This is a genomic window from Planococcus soli (assembly GCF_016881065.1).
Taxonomy (GTDB): Bacteria; Bacillota; Bacilli; order Bacillales_A; family Planococcaceae; genus Planococcus; species Planococcus soli.
Window position 1 is genome coordinate 729,760 of record NZ_WXYN01000051.1, and the last position, 18,838, is coordinate 748,597.

At 43.7% G+C, this 18,838-nt stretch carries 27 protein-coding genes; 21 read left to right on the plus strand and 6 right to left on the minus strand.

The annotated features are described in order from the left end of the window. The first annotated feature begins 3 nt into the window (after positions 1-3). Positions 4-126, plus strand: a complete 123-nt coding sequence (locus tag GJB59_RS19240; RefSeq protein WP_268951328.1) for a hypothetical protein — start codon at positions 4-6, stop codon at positions 124-126. A gap of 132 nt (positions 127-258) precedes the next feature. On the opposite strand, the gene GJB59_RS18385 is transcribed toward GJB59_RS19240, so the two are convergent. From GJB59_RS18385 to GJB59_RS18400, 4 genes are all read right to left on the minus strand, one after another. Continuing rightward, on the minus strand, positions 259-573 hold the full coding sequence (locus tag GJB59_RS18385) for a hypothetical protein (RefSeq protein ID WP_142826367.1): 315 nt from the start codon (positions 571-573) through the stop codon (positions 259-261). Between the two features lie 19 nt (positions 574-592). After that, positions 593-802, minus strand: coding sequence for a hypothetical protein (locus tag GJB59_RS18390; RefSeq protein WP_142826366.1), 210 nt, complete (start codon positions 800-802; stop codon positions 593-595). A 116-nt stretch (positions 803-918) separates the two neighbouring features. Continuing rightward, positions 919-1,308 carry a ribonuclease HI family protein gene (locus GJB59_RS18395; protein ID WP_142826365.1) on the minus strand — a complete coding sequence of 130 codons (390 nt, stop codon included), beginning with the start codon at positions 1,306-1,308 and terminating at the stop codon, positions 919-921. An 8-nt stretch (positions 1,309-1,316) separates the two neighbouring features. After that, positions 1,317-2,000 carry a queuosine precursor transporter gene (locus GJB59_RS18400; protein ID WP_142826364.1) on the minus strand — a complete coding sequence of 228 codons (684 nt, stop codon included), beginning with the start codon at positions 1,998-2,000 and terminating at the stop codon, positions 1,317-1,319. Between the two features lie 145 nt (positions 2,001-2,145). Here GJB59_RS18400 and GJB59_RS18405 point away from each other — a divergent pair, with 145 nt between their 5' ends. Beyond that, a complete protein-coding gene (locus GJB59_RS18405) occupies positions 2,146-2,346 on the plus strand; it encodes a zinc-finger domain-containing protein (RefSeq protein ID WP_142826363.1) in 201 nt (66 codons plus the stop codon). Positions 2,347-2,411: 65 nt separating this feature from the next. Here GJB59_RS18405 and GJB59_RS18410 read toward each other — a convergent pair whose 3' ends face one another. Then, on the minus strand, positions 2,412-2,621 hold the full coding sequence (locus GJB59_RS18410; RefSeq protein ID WP_142826362.1) for a cold-shock protein: 210 nt from the start codon (positions 2,619-2,621) through the stop codon (positions 2,412-2,414). A gap of 165 nt (positions 2,622-2,786) precedes the next feature. Here GJB59_RS18410 and GJB59_RS18415 point away from each other — a divergent pair, with 165 nt between their 5' ends. The 6 genes from GJB59_RS18415 to GJB59_RS18440 all read left to right on the plus strand — a co-directional run bounded on the left by GJB59_RS18415 (position 2,787) and on the right by GJB59_RS18440 (position 7,625). Continuing rightward, positions 2,787-3,422 carry an HD domain-containing protein gene (locus GJB59_RS18415; RefSeq protein WP_142826361.1) on the plus strand — a complete coding sequence of 212 codons (636 nt, stop codon included), beginning with the start codon at positions 2,787-2,789 and terminating at the stop codon, positions 3,420-3,422. After that, positions 3,419-5,296, plus strand: coding sequence for an ABC-F family ATP-binding cassette domain-containing protein (locus tag GJB59_RS18420; protein WP_142826360.1), 1,878 nt, complete (start codon positions 3,419-3,421; stop codon positions 5,294-5,296). The genes GJB59_RS18415 and GJB59_RS18420 overlap by 4 nt, the downstream gene beginning before the upstream one ends. 26 nt (positions 5,297-5,322) lie before the next feature. Further along, complete coding sequence (locus tag GJB59_RS18425) at positions 5,323-6,453, plus strand: conserved virulence factor C family protein (protein WP_142826359.1); 1,131 nt, start codon at positions 5,323-5,325, stop codon at positions 6,451-6,453. A gap of 140 nt (positions 6,454-6,593) precedes the next feature. Continuing rightward, on the plus strand, positions 6,594-6,893 hold the full coding sequence (locus GJB59_RS18430; RefSeq protein WP_142826358.1) for a hypothetical protein: 300 nt from the start codon (positions 6,594-6,596) through the stop codon (positions 6,891-6,893). Between the two features lie 31 nt (positions 6,894-6,924). Next, positions 6,925-7,176: a hypothetical protein gene (locus GJB59_RS18435; protein WP_142826357.1), complete on the plus strand. Its 252-nt coding sequence runs from the start codon at positions 6,925-6,927 to the stop codon at positions 7,174-7,176. 242 nt (positions 7,177-7,418) lie between these two features. Beyond that, complete coding sequence (locus tag GJB59_RS18440) at positions 7,419-7,625, plus strand: hypothetical protein (RefSeq protein WP_142826356.1); 207 nt, start codon at positions 7,419-7,421, stop codon at positions 7,623-7,625. A gap of 214 nt (positions 7,626-7,839) precedes the next feature. On the opposite strand, the gene GJB59_RS18445 is transcribed toward GJB59_RS18440, so the two are convergent. Then, positions 7,840-8,076, minus strand: coding sequence for a hypothetical protein (locus tag GJB59_RS18445; RefSeq protein ID WP_142826355.1), 237 nt, complete (start codon positions 8,074-8,076; stop codon positions 7,840-7,842). Positions 8,077-8,737: 661 nt separating this feature from the next. On the opposite strand from GJB59_RS18445, the gene pnuC reads away from it, so the two are divergent. The 13 genes from pnuC (at position 8,738) to GJB59_RS18505 (ending at position 18,834) form a co-directional block, all read left to right on the plus strand. Then, positions 8,738-9,475 (plus strand): nicotinamide riboside transporter PnuC, encoded by a 738-nt coding sequence (pnuC, locus tag GJB59_RS18450; RefSeq protein ID WP_142826354.1) that lies wholly within the window; start codon positions 8,738-8,740, stop codon positions 9,473-9,475. After that, positions 9,476-10,528, plus strand: a complete 1,053-nt coding sequence (gene nadR, locus GJB59_RS18455) for a multifunctional transcriptional regulator/nicotinamide-nucleotide adenylyltransferase/ribosylnicotinamide kinase NadR (RefSeq protein ID WP_142826353.1) — start codon at positions 9,476-9,478, stop codon at positions 10,526-10,528. Between the two features lie 185 nt (positions 10,529-10,713). Next, positions 10,714-10,959, plus strand: coding sequence for a hypothetical protein (locus tag GJB59_RS18460; protein ID WP_142826352.1), 246 nt, complete (start codon positions 10,714-10,716; stop codon positions 10,957-10,959). 170 nt (positions 10,960-11,129) lie between these two features. After that, entirely contained in the window at positions 11,130-11,261 is a 132-nt protein-coding gene (locus tag GJB59_RS19245) for a hypothetical protein (RefSeq protein WP_268951331.1), read from the plus strand. Positions 11,262-11,757: 496 nt separating this feature from the next. Beyond that, complete coding sequence (locus tag GJB59_RS18465; RefSeq protein WP_142826351.1) at positions 11,758-12,195, plus strand: BrxA/BrxB family bacilliredoxin; 438 nt, start codon at positions 11,758-11,760, stop codon at positions 12,193-12,195. Then, entirely contained in the window at positions 12,192-12,968 is a 777-nt protein-coding gene (locus GJB59_RS18470) for a class I SAM-dependent methyltransferase (protein WP_142826350.1), read from the plus strand. The genes GJB59_RS18465 and GJB59_RS18470 overlap by 4 nt, the downstream gene beginning before the upstream one ends. Before the next feature lie 279 nt (positions 12,969-13,247). Further along, positions 13,248-13,841 carry a YpjP family protein gene (locus GJB59_RS18475; protein ID WP_142826349.1) on the plus strand — a complete coding sequence of 198 codons (594 nt, stop codon included), beginning with the start codon at positions 13,248-13,250 and terminating at the stop codon, positions 13,839-13,841. 346 nt (positions 13,842-14,187) lie between these two features. Beyond that, complete coding sequence (locus tag GJB59_RS18480) at positions 14,188-15,132, plus strand: thymidylate synthase (RefSeq protein ID WP_142826348.1); 945 nt, start codon at positions 14,188-14,190, stop codon at positions 15,130-15,132. A 110-nt stretch (positions 15,133-15,242) separates the two neighbouring features. Beyond that, on the plus strand, positions 15,243-15,740 hold the full coding sequence (locus tag GJB59_RS18485; RefSeq protein ID WP_142826347.1) for a dihydrofolate reductase: 498 nt from the start codon (positions 15,243-15,245) through the stop codon (positions 15,738-15,740). Positions 15,741-15,888: 148 nt separating this feature from the next. After that, entirely contained in the window at positions 15,889-16,473 is a 585-nt protein-coding gene (locus tag GJB59_RS18490) for a lysophospholipid acyltransferase family protein (protein WP_236015734.1), read from the plus strand. A gap of 95 nt (positions 16,474-16,568) precedes the next feature. Next, on the plus strand, positions 16,569-17,408 hold the full coding sequence (locus GJB59_RS18495) for a DegV family protein (RefSeq protein WP_142826345.1): 840 nt from the start codon (positions 16,569-16,571) through the stop codon (positions 17,406-17,408). A 39-nt stretch (positions 17,409-17,447) separates the two neighbouring features. After that, positions 17,448-18,245 (plus strand): GDSL-type esterase/lipase family protein, encoded by a 798-nt coding sequence (locus GJB59_RS18500; RefSeq protein ID WP_142826344.1) that lies wholly within the window; start codon positions 17,448-17,450, stop codon positions 18,243-18,245. 13 nt (positions 18,246-18,258) lie between these two features. Further along, positions 18,259-18,834, plus strand: coding sequence for a YpmS family protein (locus GJB59_RS18505; RefSeq protein WP_142826343.1), 576 nt, complete (start codon positions 18,259-18,261; stop codon positions 18,832-18,834). Positions 18,835-18,838 lie beyond the last annotated feature (4 nt).

The following is an 18,838-nucleotide window of genomic DNA, read 5'->3' on the forward strand; positions in this document are numbered from 1 at the left end:
TCCATGCCGTTGCTAAAAGACGTCAAGGAAACAGAAGAAATACGCAAAAAGAAAAACCTGATCCGCATCATGACCTGGGTAATCGTTGCCATCGCGCTGGTACTTGTTTGGTATTTTACCAAATAAAAAGTTTAGCCGGTTTAGATGAGCTGAACTGATCACCGTTGACAGCAAATGTTCGGGAATAAATCGTTTACAAACAAAAGAGGACCCCAGCAAGACTCAAATCGTTCGAGTCCTGCTGGGGTCCTCATTCTTTTAAGCTGGTATTTTTTTCGTCTGAATAATTTCAGCGATCACGATTCCTAAAGTAACACCAATCATCACATTAATGATCAGCGGGCTTAAAAATTCGTCGCGGAAAATGGTTGCGACGGTCAGTATGTAAAATGCTGCCTGTGTGATTTTAGCGATGCGCGGAACTCCGTCTTTCGGATAGCGCAGGCGTGCCATCTGAAAGACCAAAAATGCCAGAAGCAATGCCAGGTAATGCGGCCAAGCCATGCTGGTGACCACATTATTGACGATGGCAAATACCAGCAATGGAATAAAATAAAACAACAGCGATTTCACGATAGGAGCCTCTTTTCAATTATTTTTTCGTGTTGTTCTGCTGTTTGCGGGAAACCAGCAAATACAGATTATAAACGGAGAAAATCAGTGCGACGGTAACAATAACCACCGAAACGACCGGGTAGACAGAGGCTCCGTCTTGCATGATTTCAACAATTCGCGTATAAATGATCCACGGTCCGACGACCAAAATAAAGATATCGAGTGCAGTACCAAGTTTAGTTCTCATTAGGTTCCTCCAATAAAAGATAGTACCTTAATCTTATCAGACTTTCCCCGCAGCGTATGCATGGAAACAAAAACAGCCGCCTATAAAAAACAGGCGGCTGCCACAGATTGGACAGATTATTTATGTTTGCGCAGCTCGGTTCTTGCCAAAGCGTCTGCAGCCCGGTTTTGGGAGTCTGGAATCCACTTGATAAAGCAGAAATCAAACAGGTCGCCGAGTTCCAGCGCTCTTGCCAGCAATGGTTTGAACTTTGGATTTTTGATCGCTCCTCTTTCAAAAGCGTCCACTGTCACTTGGGAATCGGACTTGATCGACACCATGCCAGACGATAAGCCCGATGCAAGCTCCAGCCCTTTTACAAGCGCGGTAAATTCTGCCGTATGATTGTCCATTTCCCCCACATATTCGCTCCATTGGATCGAGTGGCCTTCGCCGCGGATAAAAACGCCGACTGCACTGACTTGAGGGGTTCCGGCAGTTGCCGCATCCACGAACACTTCCAACATGAAATCACCTACTTTTCGTCAATGGGTTTGATCCGTTTTGCAAGATAGCCGAACGGCGTATCCAAAACAGAGACAATAAACTTCAGCACATAGGTCGAGATGAAGATTTGAAGCCATACATCAAATGGGAAGACACCCCAGAAAGCGATGGAAGTAAAAATAAGCGTATCCAAAAGCTGGCTGATCAATGTCGAACCATTGTTGCGGATCCAGAACTGGCTGTCTTTTGGAAACATTTTGCGCAGCGCACTGAAGATTACGACGTCCAGATGCTGGCTGGCAAGGTAAGCGACCATGCTGCCGATGGCGATTTGTGGAATCAATCCGAAAATCGTCTCCAGCGAGCCTTGTGCAAAATCACTTTCAGCCGGTACAAATTTCAGTCCGAACTGCATGACCAAAACCATGATAAGCAAGGAAGAAAAGCCGAGCCACACTGCTTTTTTTGCCTCTTTCTTGCCATATTTTTCATTCAGGATATCGGTTGCCAGAAATGTCGAGGCATACAGGCTATTGCCCAATGTAGCTGTTAAGCCGATAATCTCAATGGTCTTGGTCACTTGGATGTTGGCCAAAATCGTTGAAATGGCCACCCAGGCAAACAAGCCGGTCTTTCCAAAAAACTTATACATGATCAATAACAGTACAAAATTGAACAAGGCAAAGCCAAGTCCCCAAAATTCATTAAACAAAAAACTTCCTCCTTAGTTTTGGTAGAGCGGGAATTTGCGAACCGCTTGGTCCTCTAAAATATCCTCAGTTAGTATAACTATTGTTGGAATAAAAAACAAATGCGTAGTAGAATGAAGAAATGACGATTTGCTAAGAGGTGACAAAGTGAAAAAAGTTTCCATTATCAATGAAATTGACGAAATGCTGACTACGTATTGTGATGGCTGCTTTGTGCGGACCCAACTTCGCAAAGATGAAGGGAAAACTGCCGCCCACAGATTTTGCATCAGCAGCTGTACAGTCGGCACCCAATTGCAATTCCTTGGAAATGAGCTCAACAAAGTCGGAACCGGCGATAAACAATAAACTGTTTTTCTTCTTCAATACAAAAAGCAGGAACGGAATTTCCGTCCCTGCTTTTTTCTATTGTTTTACTCTGAATCGATCTGAATAACATTTGCTGCCTGTGGTCCGCGGTTGCCGTCAATAATATCGAATGACACGGTCTTGCCCTCGGCCAATGTCTTAAACCCATCGCCCTGGATCCCTGTAAAATGGACAAATACATCATCACCATCATTATACTCAATAAATCCGTAGCCTTTTTCTGAGTTAAACCATTTCACTGTTCCCTGGTGCATGCGAGTTCCCCCTATTATTGAGTATGCCATGGACCTATAGACGCCATGTTATGGATGGCTATACTATACATGAAGCCTATGGAAACGTCAATAATCGCTGAGAATACAGGCATTGTGGAGTGATTTCAGGTTATAATAGAAGAAACAGGCGATAGGAGCGGAAGCATGGAACTGGAAAAAATCAAGCAATGCAAAAATGAAGTACAGAAAATTTATGAGCAGTTTGATGCCAGCCACGATTGGCAGCATATTGAACGCGTCATGAAAAACGCCAAAACAATTCTTGAACAGGAAGCAGCAGATGCCTTCATTATCGAATTGGCGGTGTTGCTGCACGACGTCTCGGATGCGAAATACAAAAAGCCTGGGGAAGACCTGGAGCAGGAAATTTTGGATCGTCTGAAGCTTTCAACCCTACAGCGTCAGCAAATACAGGACGTCATTGCATCGGTTTCCTTTAAAGGGGGCAACGGCAAACGCGCGGAAAGCATCGAAGCGAAAATTGTGCAGGATGCAGACCGGCTGGATGCCATTGGGGCAATCGGCATCGCGCGTGCATTTGCCTACGGCGGAGCGAAGGGGCGGAAGCTCTACGATTGGAACGAAAAAGCCCGCACCGAGATGACAGAACAGGAATACCGGCAAGCACAGACAAGCAGTGTCACGCATTTTTACGAAAAACTTTTATTGCTTAAAGACCAAATGACTACGGAAACTGGTAAGCAGATGGCTGAAGAACGCCATGAATATATGCTATCCTTTTTAAAGCAACTACAAACAGAAACGGATGGGAATAAATGAGCCACTTAAATATTACGAAATTAACCAAAACTGTTGGAGCCAAAACTTTATTCAAGGACGTAGAATTTTCCTTGTATCCAGGAGAGCGTGCCGGATTGATCGGCGTGAACGGAACAGGGAAATCCACATTGATGTCTATTTTGGCAGGATCGATGGATGCTGACCAAGTTGTCATGGATCACCCGAAAAAGTACCAGATTACGTACTTGATGCAAGAGCCTGAATTTGATGAGTCCTTAACTGTACTTGAAACAGTGTTCTCAGGGAAATCGCCGATTTTGGCATTGAACCGTGCCTATGAAAATGCGTTGAAAAATATGATGGTCGATTCCAGTTCCACAAAATTGCAGGATGAATTGATGGATATCCAGGAAAAAATGGAACAGGAAAACGCTTGGGACATCAATGCTTTGGCGAAAACGGCTTTGTCGAAACTTGGAATTGATATGTACGACCAGGTGGTCAGTGAATTGTCAGGCGGCCAGCGCAAGCGTGTTGCACTCGCTAAAGCATTGATCGAACCGGCAGACCTGATCCTTTTGGATGAGCCGACCAACCATCTGGATGCCGTTTCAACAGAATGGCTCCAGGAAACTTTATTGCGTATGGGTTCGGCCATGCTGTTTGTGACGCATGACCGTTATTTTTTGGACGCCGTTTCAACGCATATTTTCGAAATTGCCGATCAGACGATGTATACGCATAAAGGGAACTACGGCGATTATTTGGAAAACAAAGCGATTCGCGACGAAATGAACGCTTCGTCTCAGCAAAAGCTTGAAAACCGTTTCCGTTCAGAGTTGAAATGGATCCGCCGCGGAGCTAAAGCGCGTTCCACCAAACAGAAAGCGCGGATTCAGCGTTTTGATGAAATTAAGGAAGATGTCCAAAAAGTAAACGACAATACGTCTCTTGAGCTATCGATGCAAAGCCAGCGTCTTGGCAAGAAAATTATCGAAGGCAAGGACATGGGAGTCGCTTATGGCGACAAGCAGATCTTCAGCGGCTTTGACTTCTTATTGCAGGGCGGGGACCGCATCGGCATCGTTGGGCCAAATGGCGCAGGCAAATCGACTTTGATGAAAATGCTTGCTGGTGAACTGGAGCCGACTACCGGCAAGATGGAATACGGCAGTACAGTGAAAATCGCGCATTTTACACAGCATTTGCCTGAAATGGACGAATCGCAGCGGATGATCGAATACATTCAGGAAACATCAAGTGACTTTGAAGCTGAAAAAGGGGTTCGCTTATCGGCGACTCAAATGCTGGAGCGCTTTTTGTTTCCCTCAAACGGCCATGGCACACAAATCGGCAAATTGTCCGGCGGCGAGCGCAAGCGCCTCTACTTATTGAAATTATTGATGGAGCAGCCAAATATCCTGTTCCTGGATGAGCCAACGAACGATCTGGACATCCAGACACTTTCCGTTCTGGAGGATTTCCTGGAAAACTTCCCGGGCGTCGTCATCACAATCTCGCATGATCGCTTTTTCCTGGACCGCATTGCGCGGAAATTATGGACGACAGGAACTGGCCAAATTGAAGAATATCAAGGTTTGTACTCTGAATTTATTAAAGACAAGAGCAATCCGGTAGCATTGGCTGAACAGGAATTGGTTGAGACATTTGTGGCCGAACCGGTAAAAGCGAAAAAGAAGATGAGCTATAAAGAACAGCAGGAATACGATGGTATTCTGGATAAAATTGCACAAGCAGAAGCGGAAATCGAGGCACGCGAAGAAGAAATGGCTTTAGCCGGCGCAGATTATGATAAGCTGCAAAAATTGACGCAAGAAGTCAATGCCTTAACGACTGAGTATGATGCCTTGGTCGAACGCTGGACCCATCTTCAGGAAATCGCGGAAGCATGATCTATTAATTGCAGGAGGGATTTTTTGTGAAAATCATTACTATTGAACCGACACCAAGCCCGAATACGATGAAAGTGATCATCGATCAGGAATTGCCATTTGGCAAAAGCCATAACTACCATAAAGACAATCTTGAAGGCGCACCTAAAGAAGTTCAGGAGATGCTCTTGATTGATGGCGTAAAAGGCGTTTACCATGTGGCAGACTTTTTAGCAGTCGAACGCATATCCAAGTTTGACTGGGAAGCGATTTTGGCGCAAGTCCGCAATGTCTTCGGTGAAAACCGTGAGCACACAGGCGAAGAAATTGAATTGGATGAGCATTACGGAGAAGTCTATGTACATGTTCAGGAATTCAAGGGAATTCCGCTGCAGGTAAAAGTCTTCGACAACAGCTCTGAGGAACGTTTCGGCATGCCAGAGCGCTTTGTCACGGCGATGCAGCTTGTGATGGACCCGACAGAAGAGAACTACCTGCTGCAGCGCAAATGGGCCGATTACGGCGTCCGTTACGGCGACAAAGCTGAAATCGGCAGAAGCATGGTGGAGGAAATCGAAGCCGCTTATCCTCAAGACCGCCTGGACGCACTTACTGCAAAAGAAGAAGCCAAACAGTCTGAAGAAGCACCAAGAGGCCGCAGAGTTTCTGCGGAAGAATTCAATGCGCCTGATTGGGAAACGCGTTTCCAACTGCTCGATCAAATGATTGAAGCGGATATTGAAGATCTGCCGTTGCTATCGCTTGCTTTGGATGATGAAAAGATGTCCATTCGACGCCAGGCCGCCATATTCCTTGGTGATATCAAGGATAAGGCAGTGGTTCCTTATGCTGAACGGGCAATGAAAGACAAAAGCTGGGCTGTCCGCAGAACAGCTGGCGACACCATCAGCGATCTTGGTTTTGAGGAATTCGAACCGATCATGATGGAAACTTTGAAGGACAAAAACAAATTGGTCCGCTGGAGAGCAGCGATGTTCCTGTATGAAACCGGGACAGAAGCGGCGTTGCCGGCTTTGAAACAAGCGGAAAACGATCCGGAGTTTGAAGTGAAGCTTCAGATCAAAATGGCAATAGCACGAATCGAACTAGGTGAAGACGCTAAAGGATCTGTTTGGAAACAAATGACCGAAGCACGCCAAGCGATGAAAGACGAATAGGGGAAGCAGGCCGGGGACTGAAGAGTCCCCGGCCTTTTTCTGCTTCAAGCCAAATTAAATGTTTCTAATTTCCCAATAAGAGGTAAAGTGCACCTAAACGATAGAAAATACGGGTCGTCACTTACTAGGAGGAATTTGAGATGGAAAACAGTGTTTATTCAATGGAAATTTTATATAGCGGAAAGTATGAATCATGGGAGTTTGAAGACCGTCAAACACGTGATGCTTTTTATGGCAAAGTAGCCCAACAATTTGCTGGCCAGAAAGTAACAGAACAAGAAGATGTAGAAGATACCCAAATCGTGCAGCTCTCTTCAAACAACCTGGAAATCAAAGAAGATGGAAAATACGATCAGGATACATCCTACGAATGGTTCGAATACGACATATTCAGCCAAATGCTTGATTTTATCAATAAAGAGTATGACAAAAAGGAATAAAGCTTCCGGAACAAAAGGAGGGGTAAATAAAATGAGGCTTACCAAAGAGCAGCTGGAAATCGTGGCAAAAACGTTAAATGACCGCGGTGTCAGCAAGGTGTGTTCTGCATGCGGCAAGAAAGAGCCAGTAATCGTTGAGGAACTGCTATTTCTCGGCAAATCGACGGCAGGCAAGTTTCCGCTTATTGTCACAGGCTGCGGCCATTGTGGATTGACGCAAAGCTTTGCAGTGAATCGATTGGTGCCGGGACTGTTTGATGACAAAACAGCTGAAACAGAATAGTAAAGCGATAATCTGGCAAGCTACCCAATTTGGGTAGCTTTTTTATTGACAGGATTTCGTGGTTTTGCTGTGGGAGGTATTATAAATTTAGTGTGAAATAGGTAATTTAAATCACTTTCTCCATCAAAAGGTATGAATTTACTAAAATTAATAAAAAATATTAGAAAATATTAGGTCCATATATACGTTTGCTTGTATTAAATTTATGCTATCGTGTAAGTATATACATAGGAGGGTTACAGGTGAATCTTACAGTCAATGGGGTAGTACTAAATCAAAAAAGAAGTTCGTTGATTATTCAGGAACTCATAAGAGAAGAAGTGGCAGAACATCCGAAAGATGTGGAAGAATTTTTAAAGAATTACACGGTAGAAGAATCAGGCAGTTCAATCATTCTTCGCCCGCCATCGGTTGAAGGCATTCAAATATCGCTCTTTAAGCCATCCTGAGGGGTGGCTTTTATATTGCCTAAAGCAGCAATGTGAAATGTGATTTAGAGAGGTGAAGAAATTTTTGCAAACAGGAGTCTTTTGCTTTTATTCTTTGGTCCTTCTTATTTAAAAATGCTGTAAATAGTAAAAAACAACCTGCCGTTTGGTAACGAACGGCAGGTTGTTTTTGGTTGGTCGTGTCTATCATAGTTAAAAAGTCGGCAATGAATGATCAGGAAATTTTATTGGAATCCATTTTGTTGAAAAGTCTTTCAGCCGCTTGATCAACAGACGTGTACTGTTCAATGTGCCTGCTTTCACGGGACGTGATCTCTATGATAAATGTGTCTTTGATGCACTTAACGATAAGGGCATCTTCGCCGTCATCAATCGCAAATGTGTGGGTGATGGAGGACGCATTAAAATTGCATGTAATAACCAAAAGATCTTTAATGTGATTCAATTTCATAAAATCGCTCTCTTTCCAGATTAGACGTGCTGCTCCACTTTAGAGTAGATCCGAGGCGAGTTCCATGAACGTTAATATATTCCACTATATTCAATAAAGGCAAAAAAAAAACCTGAAGGATCAGGGTCAGTAACTTGAGGTGAAATTAACTTATATTTCTACTGTTTTCACTGCTTCAGCAAGGCAATCATACAATTCTATTCGTCGTTCTTCTAAAAAAGTAAGTTCCAGAGTTGATGTTGAAGGGATACATACTGCGCGCATAAGGCTATTACCTTCTTTGCTGAAAGTAGAAGTGATTTTTGCGGTGTGATACTGACGCATTGTAGATAATATCTCATTAATTCTATCCGAGCTCATCGTAATTCCTCGCTTCCACTTTGGAAATTGACTAAATAAAGTCGCGGAGAATCCATTAATAATGTTCATCCTTAACTATAACATATATTCTATATCTATTTTTATATTTAGGCTTCAATGGAAATATTAGGGATTTCATCGATTACGTTAGGAATAACTCTTGGCATAAAAATTTGGGTTTACAGTAGAAGGAAACAGATATGAAAATGAGAGTAAATGGTATAATCAAGGTAAAAAGTATACAGTTTTCAAATGATGCTATTCAATGATTGGGAAGTTCAAAAAAATTGGAGGATAAACCATGACCGTCACCGCTGCCGAATCAAAATCACAACGCTTCTTAAAGGATTGGAGTTTATTCGAAAAAAGTTGGCTCGTCATTTTCACAGCCATTAATATTTACCTGTTTTTTGCCTGGGATGATACCCTCCTCGGTCTCATCAGTTCACTCAGCGGCATGCTGTGCGTCCTTTTAGTGGCAAAAGGAAAGATCAGCAATTATTACTTTGGCATAATTCAGACATCTACCTATGCATACATTTCATTTACATATGGGTTATATGGAGAGGCAATGCTTAACGGCCTGTTTTATTTCCCTATTCAATTTATCGGTCTTTACCTATGGCACCGAAACACGATCAAAAATAAGAACAGTGTGCAAGGCGAAGACGTCGTTGTTAAAACAATGAACCCCAGCTCCTGGCTTTATACCGCTATTGCCATCATCATTGGGACAATTCTGTATGCAATCTTGCTGCAGACCATTGGAGGACGCTCTGTCGGCCTAGATTCCGCCACAAATGTGTTGTCCGTTACAGCGCAGATTCTTATGCTGAAACGTTTTGCTGAACAATGGCTCGTTTGGATTTTGGTTAACTTTCTTTCCATTGTTCTTTGGGTTGTTACGCTGGATGCAACAGGCGGCAACGATTATACATTGGTTGTGATGTGGACAGCATTCCTTGTCAACTCAATCTACGGATATTACAACTGGAGAAAGATGGCTAAAAATCAAGTTTTAAAAGAGGAGACCGTTTAAATGGCGATTGGCAAAGTTGGAATGTACGGCGGCAAATTTTTGGTTATCCATCAAGGGCATGTTAGTGCAATGATCCGTGCCAGTACCATGGTAGAAGAGTTGCACGTTATCCTCACGCATGATGAAGAGTATGAGCGTGAATTTTATTTTAATGGCACAACCATGAAACCAATACCATTTCACCAACGGCTTCGCTGGTGGAATGAACTCACAAAGGACCTTCCGCATGTCAAAGTCCACGCCGTAGCTGAAAAGCAGACAGATGAATTTTATGACTGGGAAAAAGGGTCCATTGCCATCAAAGAGGCAATCGGCAAAAAGATTGACACCGTCTTTAGTTCAGAACACGCGTACGGCGAGCATTTTGAGAAGCTTTATCCAGACGCGCAGCATGTGGTTTTAGACGCAGAACGGCAAACATACCCCATCTCTGCTACACAAATACGTGAAGAAGGTGCCATGAAACACTGGTCGATTATCCCTCACGTAGTCCAACCTTACTTTGTTCGGACGGTTGTCGTGGTTGGAACCGAAAGCGCTGGAAAATCGACATTGGTTAAAAACCTGGCGAATCTTTATAACACAAGCTATGTCGAAGAATATGGCCGCAAGTTTTATGAAAACATCGGCGCTGAAATCACTATTGAAGCAGACTTTCCGAAAATTGCCTTCGAGCACAAATATCATGAAGAAGAACAGGCAAAGCGTGCCAACAAACTGCTCTTTATCGATACGGAAGCAAATGTCACGCAGTATTTCTCGTGGGCATACCTCGGCTATGAACAGCCAGTCTTAGATCAAGTAGCTGCTCTTCAAAACTATGATCTATGGCTTTTCCTTGAGCCTGATGTGGCGTGGGTCGATGATGGCACCCGGTTATTCGGAGAACAAAAGATTCGGGAGCGGAACAACGACTATTTAAAGGCCATATTGGATCGCCAAAACATTCACTATCATTCTATCAAAGGAAACTACAACGAACGGCTCGAGCAGGCAATCGAACTGGTTGACAGGGTTTTGGAAGAAAAGCTGTACGGCAATAAAACAACGTAAAAAATCACTGCACATCCACTCTATTGGGATGCAGATTGGGCAGAAGCTCTGTAGTTGGATCTTTTTAAGTTATGGCAACAGAATAACTCATTCAAAAAAAGAACAAGAGTGGCATAAATTCGGCTTGATGATTCTTTTCAAATTTTTTCTTTTGTTGTATATTGGTAAGAGAAAAGAGTGATGTTATGGGCAGTGCAGTATTTCCGGCAAAAAAGAAAAAACTAGAAGCGATGATCAAAAAATATGGTGAAGATATGACTTGGCATATTTTTAAAACTAATTTTAAAACCGATTATCCGGAGGATTGGGAGCTGATTAATTCAGCTTTTGAAAGTTACCAGCGGAATACCAAAAGAGGCAAAAATCATCCGATGCCCCATCCGGATAAATACCTAAAGAATATGTACACCAGTATTTCCAAAGAAAATTAACAAAAAAGCGTCCATTGGGCGCTTTTTTGTTATGCAATAGAAACTTATCTGTGCGTTAACACGACTAATTAAAAATAGTGAAATACCGTAAAGAAATTCTTAGGGTCTTCTTGCAACTTTTGATCCGTATTTCGACTAGTTTGTTGATTAGTAGAAGAGGAGGAATCATGATGTTCATGATCTTAAATGCAGCTGTAATCTCACTTTGGATCACGTCGCTTGTCGCGTTCGGGAGCAGTTACATCCGTTACCTAAAAGAGGAGCGTGCTTATGAAAAAAGCCGAAGAACAGACTCTACTTAGCTGGAAAGCTTAAAGGAATATTCAAAACTGATTTTTCAGTCAGATAGTGAAGGGAAGGGCATGTCTAGAAAATTATTTAGAGTGACATATTGTTATATAACCGGATAATCGATCGGGGTATGAATAATATAACATTCCATATAATGGAGAATATGGCCTGTGCAATAATTGTAAAGCTAAGTTCCTTAAACATTTCAACAAAACAATTTTCTTCTTTTACCTGCTTCTTTTTCTTCTTCATACTGCATCTCCCAATCTGCTAGAGTGTTAAAGATACTGCCGCCAGCGTCTTTCGCGGCAGTATTTTATTTTCGCTATAAGTTATTATATAGAAGAAACTTACATAAATTCGTTGTGTGGAAAATATTTTATTAACGCATTAAAAAGGCACATCAAAACAGCTCACTATGAAATTCCAACCTATCTAGGTTACACTGAAATAGACAAGAACCTAAGATACCAAGTAAAACCAGATGAAACGAAAAGGGGCGAAAGCATGAACGCATATGATGAGTACATGAAAGGCATTGTTGTGCCGATGCGCCAAGAATTAACGGGTGCAGGATTTACGGAATTATTGACGGCTGAGGAAGTCAATGAGCATATGAGCAGCTCTGAGGGGACAAGCCTTGTTGTCATCAACTCGGTTTGCGGCTGTGCTGCAGGTTTGGCACGTCCGGCAGTTATTGAAGCGCTTCAGACAATAAAGGCGAAACCGGAGCATTTGGTGACGGTGTTTGCTGGGCAGGACAAAGAAGCAACTGCGCAAATGCGCAATTATTTTGAGGAAGTTCCTCCATCATCGCCATCGATTGCGGTATTGAAGGACGGCCAACTGGCTTATTTTATTCCACGTGAACAAATTGAAGGCTTCCCGATGGAACAGATTCGCGATCATTTGTCACAGGTTCTTGAACAGGTGGCAGCTCATTGAAAACAGTAGTTACAACAGCGTACCGGCCAACTTCATCAACGTTAGAGCGGGCCGCTCGTGTTTCAGAAGATCTATCGCTTCTGCAGGTTCCGCGCAATAAACGTTCCATCGACAAGATGCATGCGGATGAAGGAGCGGACCTTTTGGTTTGTTTAAAGGAACGGCTCGAGTTTTACCCACTGGGTAAAAAAGAGCCGTTCTTTTTTCATCCGAATTCAGCAGCTTTCCGGACGAAACGGCCGCTCGAGCAGGATCCGGTTATTGAAGTTTCGAGACTGGCTCCGGGCGATTCTTTTTTAGACTGTACATTGGGTTTAGCTTCAGACGCCATTGTAGCCTCTCAGCGCGTTGGTGACCGAGGATGTGTGATAGGCTGCGAAAGCCATCCGGTTCTAGCTTATGTAGTGGGACAGGGGTTGCAGGCATACAACGAGATGCTTCACTTGGAAGAGGCGATGCGGCGCATCCAAGTGGTAACATCAGACGCGGTGTCATTTTTAAAAACGCTCGAATCCGGTTCAATTGATGTCATTTACATGGATCCGATGTTCACCGAGGAAATTAGCGAGGCATCCAACTTTACTCCGCTAAGAGGACCGGCTGACCATGGGCAATTGACAGAGCAGTGGGTAGCAGAAGCGAAACGTGTGGCACGAAAAAGCATCGTCTTAAAAGCGCATTTCCGCTCAGGCGATTTTGAAAGGTTCGGGTTTGTCCGGCGCGTTCGGCCAAATACAAAATTCCATTACGGCGTAATTTCTGTCAGGCCATAAACGAGCAAATAAAAAAATCTTCTGGGCATCCAGAAGATTTTTTTATTTGCTCGTTAGTCTGTAAAAGAAAGTGAAGTCAAGTATCCAAGCATAAACAGGAGACCCAGTCCGATCAATAATGATGCATCCATGAAAATTCCTCCTTTTCAAAAAAAAACAAGGCGTTCTTAATGACTTTATTGTACAATGAATTTCAAGAAGATGAAACCTTTACCAATAAAATTCGTATAAATAAGCAAACGTGTTACTAAAATGTTCATATATGAAAAGGTGATGTTAATGAAAAATTGGTGGCAAAAGTCGCTGATGATTGCAGTTGCCGTTTTGACATTAGGTGCAATCTCCCCGAACCATTTAATCTGGGAGTCGCTTCTGGACGAAAAAGGACAACCGAAATCACACGCTGCTGAAAGCGATAACAAACAGTATATTTATGATTGGATCGATCCAAGCGAGTTTTACGATACCAGTGAATCCATCCTCGACACGGTCCACCAATCTGCCGAAGAGCAGTCTTATTTGAAGTTCGGTTCACGGATCGGCCCTGTCATCCAAGATGAATTTCAGACTATGATCCTGCCAAACATCCAGCGGGCGATCGATGTTCATTTGGCAACTCTGGATACCGGCAAGTTGAGCAAATTGGCCATTTCTGAAAAACCTTCAGGCGATTATTCAGAAAAGATTTTCCATGTGTATGATACCGAAACGAACAAAGACGAAATCCGTTTCCACGTCAGAACCGAGAAAAAGCCGCAAGTAGGCTATTCATTTAATTTCCATTACCATTTGGCTGAAGATGATTTCCAAAAGCACATAACCGTGGGCGATATTTACTGGTCCAAAAATACACCGCCTAAATGGCTTTCCTAAACCGTTCACGTTGTGGCGGTTTTTTGTTTTGTATAAATGAATCATTTAAGATGGACTTGCATATCGCCATTTCATGAACCACTTTGGTCGCCTTAGGAATTGCTCTCGCAAGTAACCGGGAAAAGCACCAGTCTTCTTGCGTCGCCTAGCCATTGGAGGCACAGTTGCTAGGGTAGTTATTTAACTCATGATTAATGAACTTTTCTTCATACACCTATTGCTATTTCGCGGAAGAGTAATAGTTAAGTTTAGCTGTTCAGGTTAAAATAGATATAAATCTATAGATGAAAGTGTTGTTAGTAGAGAGTTTTTGTTATGATTAAACATAATAACGGAGGCGATTTACATGAAGCAATATTTAGACTTATGCGAACACATTTTACATAACGGAGCGACAAAAGAAGACCGCACCGGTACAGGAACTTTGAGTATCTTCGGCCATCAAATGCGTTTTGATCTGAGCGAAGGGTTCCCCCTGATGACAACAAAAAAAACAGCGTTCCGCCTGATTGTGTCGGAACTTCTTTGGTTTATCAAAGGCGATACCAATGTCCGGGCCTTGCTCCAGGACAATAATCATATTTGGGATGAATGGGCGTTTGCCCAGTGGGTAGCAAGTGAAGAATACGCAGGGCCGGACATGACCGACTTTGGGCGGCGTGCACAAAGGAATCCGGAATTCGCGGAACTGTACAAACTGGAGATGCAAAGCTTTCAGCGGAAAGTAATCGAAAGTCCGGAGTTTGCAGAAAAGTATGGAGACCTGGGGCCGGTTTATGGCAAACAATGGCGTTCATGGGCGACAACCCAAGGCGGTACCATTGACCAGCTTAAGAATGTCATCGAATCCATCAAGGAAAATCCGGATTCGCGCCGCCACCTTGTCACCGCCTGGAATCCGGAATTTATTGATGATATGGCTTTGCCGCCATGCCACATCATGTTCCAGTTCTACGTGGCGGATGGCAAACTATCCTGTCAGCTATACCAGCGAAGCGCAGATGTTTTTTTAGGCGTGCCTTTCAATATCGCATCCTATGCGCTATTGACGCACCTCATCGCAAGGGAATGCAATTTGGAAGTTGGCGATTTCGTCCATACAACAGGCGACACACACCTGTATTCCAACCATATGGAACAGGTGAAGGAACAATTGCAAAGAGAACCAAAACCATTGCCAACTCTGAAAATTAACGAAGATGTCGAATCGATTTTCGACTTGAAACTGGAAGATATCACCATCGAAGGCTACGATCCGCATCCTCGGATCAAGGCACCCGTCGCAGTTTAACATCTATTACCTGATGGAATTGCGATTAACCAATACGATTTCTTTAACAACAAAAAATCCTGATTCATTAAAGTTCAACACCCGCAAAAAGCGGGATAGGAGGAAAATTCATGATTTCACTGATGGTAGCGCATGATCCAAACCGGGTTATCGGTATAGACAACGAATTGCCTTGGCACATTCCGGCTGATTTGGCTTATTTCAAAGAACAGACAATTGGGAAAGGCATCGTCATGGGGCGCAATACGTTTGAATCGCTCGGCCGTCCCCTTCCAAAACGCCGCAATATTGTCGTGACACGCAATGACGATTATCAGGCAGAAGGTGTGGACGTGGTCCATAATCTGCAGGACGCCGTAAAATTGGCAAAAGAATTTCATGACGAGGTGATGATTATCGGGGGCGAGCAGATTTTCAATTCAATTTTGGATGATGCTGACCGCCTTTACATCACACTTGTTCACCAGGCTTTTGATGGGGATACATACTTCCCGGAATATGGCCGTGAATGGAAGCTCGTTTCCGAATCGGAACAGCAAATTTCAAATGAAGTGCCATTTTCATACCTGGTGTACGAACGCCGGAAAAAGAAAAAAGATCATGCTTAACTCGGTCAGGACATTCTCATTTCTATTTGGCTATTTGCCGATCAGCGCTGTAAACCTGAAAAAGTTCATAAAACAAAAAACGCAGCTGAGTGTAGAGGAGTATGACAAGCTGATTCATACAGAGCCTCAAAAATGGGCGGCCGGCATTATGGAAAGGACGAAAAGCACTGTTTCTGTTACAGGGCTGGAAAACCTGCCTGATGGGCCGGTCCTTTTTGTCAGCAATCACGAAGGGAATTTTGATATTCCGGTCCTGCTGTCGACCATTCCAAAACCCTTTGGTTTTATTTCCAAAAAAGAAGTGAAGAAAATGCCAATCATTCCGATGTATATGGAAGAAATGAATTGCGTATTTCTCGATCGAACCGATCGCCGCAGCGCGTTAAAGTCAATCACCGATACGGTTGGAAAACTGAAAGAAGGCCATTCCATCCTGATTTTCCCTGAAGGAACGAGAAGCAAGGGCCAGGAGACGGGTGAATTCAAATCCGGTTTTATGCGGATTGCGAAAGACTCGGGTGTCCCGATTTTGCCGATTGCGATTTCTGGAACTTCTGATATTATGGAAAAAAACAACAATAAGATTATGCCGGCAGCAGTATCCGTCCAATTGCTCGATCCTGTTTCGGCTAACCGGATCCAAGAACTGGATACCAAATCCGCAATAGCGCTTGTTCGGTCACGTATTGAAGATGCCCTTGATTCACCGGTGCAACAAAGCACCGGTGGCTGACTGAAGATTTCCGCCCATCTAACTATGCGGGCAGCGCTATGAGTTATCTCCCATATACTGATTACTTACACTAAAGTGAAAAAGGATGTGATTTCATGTCAAAAATTCATATTGTCACGGATTCGACCGCTGATTTAAAACCGGAAGTCATTGAAAAATACGATTTGCACGTGGTTCCGTTAAACATTCAAATTGGCGGAAAATCTTATTTGGACCGCGTTGACCTTGAGCCGGAATCTTTTCTCGAGCTGATGAAAACCTCCGATGAAATGCCGAAAAGCTCTCAGCCGGCTCCGGGCATCTTCAAAGAACTTTATGATGAACTGGGCAAAAATGGAGATCAAATTTTATCCATTCACATGACTGGCGGAATGAGCGGGACAGTTGAGTCTGCGAAAGCAGCAGCTCAACTGACGGATTCAGCTGTCACGGTCATCGATTCCCGCTATATTTCCCACGCTTTGACATTTCAGGTGTTTGAAGCAGCTGATATGGCGAGAGCTGGTAAATCGATGAGCGAAATTGTTGCACGGGTGGAACAGATCCGCCTCAACACCAAGCTGTTTGTAGTGGTCGACACACTTGATAATTTGGTGAAAGGCGGTCGCATCGGCAAAGGACGTGCATTGCTGGGCTCGCTGATGAAGATCAAACCGATTGCCTCATTGGACGACGGTGAATACACGCCCGTTGCCAAAGTAAGAAGCCATAAGCAAGTGGTTGAATATCTCATGAAGGATTTCATGGACCGCACGGCAGGAAAAATTGTTAAAGGTGTAGGAATTGCGCATGCTAATGGACTGGCAATGGCTGAACCGCTGCGGGAAAAAATTAAGGAAACGGGCTTTACGGATATTAAATTCGATTTTACGACTCCGGTTATCTCTACCCATACGGGAATCGGAGCCATTGGTTTCATGTATTATACGGATTGACTTGTACGGTAAAGCCCTTCAGAAAAAGGAGAGACAAATTTGAAGCGCATCCTGTTTATCATCATTTTGTCCATGGGTATTGTAGCGGGGTGCAGTCCAACTTTTATCTTTGGCAATGAAGAAGCGGAACCAAGAACCGAACCCTCCATTAACCCGTATACAATCCCGCCAAATTTTGTTCCTCAAGCTGTGGTCATTACGGCTCTAGGCGATTCCTTGTCTCAGGGTGTAGGCGACGAGGAGAACTTAGGGGGCTATACAGGGAGAGTGGCAAACGAGATTCGAACCTGGCAAGGAATTGAAGGAGTCGCTGTTGAAAACACCGCCAAGCGCGGACGCCGCAGCGATCAGCTATTGGCTATGATTCAGCAGGGCGAACTGAACGGTCCTGTTGCAGAAGCGGATTATTTGTCGCTGACGATTGGCGGAAACGATATCATGCGAATCGTCAAACGCGATTTGTTTTCATTGAATCTGGAAGCCTTTGAGGATGAACTGATCCTTTATGAAAATAGATTTGAAACGATTTTTACGGCAATCCGCGACATCAATCCCAATGCACCCATGATCATTGTGGGCATCTACAATCCTTTCTCGCTCATAACTGATGAGGTGGAGGAATTTGATCAGATTATCGCTTCCTATAACCAAGCGATGGAAGATCGGGCGGCAGCAGATCCACAGGCATGCTTCGTGCCTGTCAGTGACTTGTTTGTCGGCAATCAGAACCTGGTTTATCACTCTGATTTTTTTCACCCGAACAGCAAAGGCTATGACTTGATGGCCGAGCGTATTTTGGAACGCATGGAAGAATGCGGGTTGAACTACGAAGAATAGGGGGTGGTGACAAATGAAAAAATGGCGTTTTGCTTTCTTTGTGCTATTGGTGTTCAACGCATTGGCATTGGTGGGACTCTTGCTTTATGTGACCACTCCACCGCAGGACCACACATCTTATCAAGCGGTGAAAAATACGCCGGCAGCCGGCAATACAGTTGTCGTCAATACCACAAAATCCGATTTTGAAGGAATTGCCAACACTTATATACAAGATGCCATGAAAGATCAGCCAATCCCATTATCATTGTCAGTTACTGATGACGTCAGCATTTCGACCGAGCTTACTATTTTTTCGGTAACTTTGCCAATTTTAATGAAATTTGAGCCGCTTGTTCAAGAAGACGGCAATTTATTGCTGGAACAAAAGTCAGTGGAAGTCGGCATGCTGGATATTCCGCCTGAATCTGCGTTAAAGTTGCTTAGAGACTCAGTTGAACTTCCGGAATTTATGGAAGTGATGCCTGCCGACGAAGAAGTGCTGCTAAAACTGACGGAAATTCCGTTGGATGATGGCATTTCCGTGCGCGCAGCATCGTTCAATTTGCAAGAAGACGATATCCGGTTATTGGTAACAATTGAACCATAAGGAA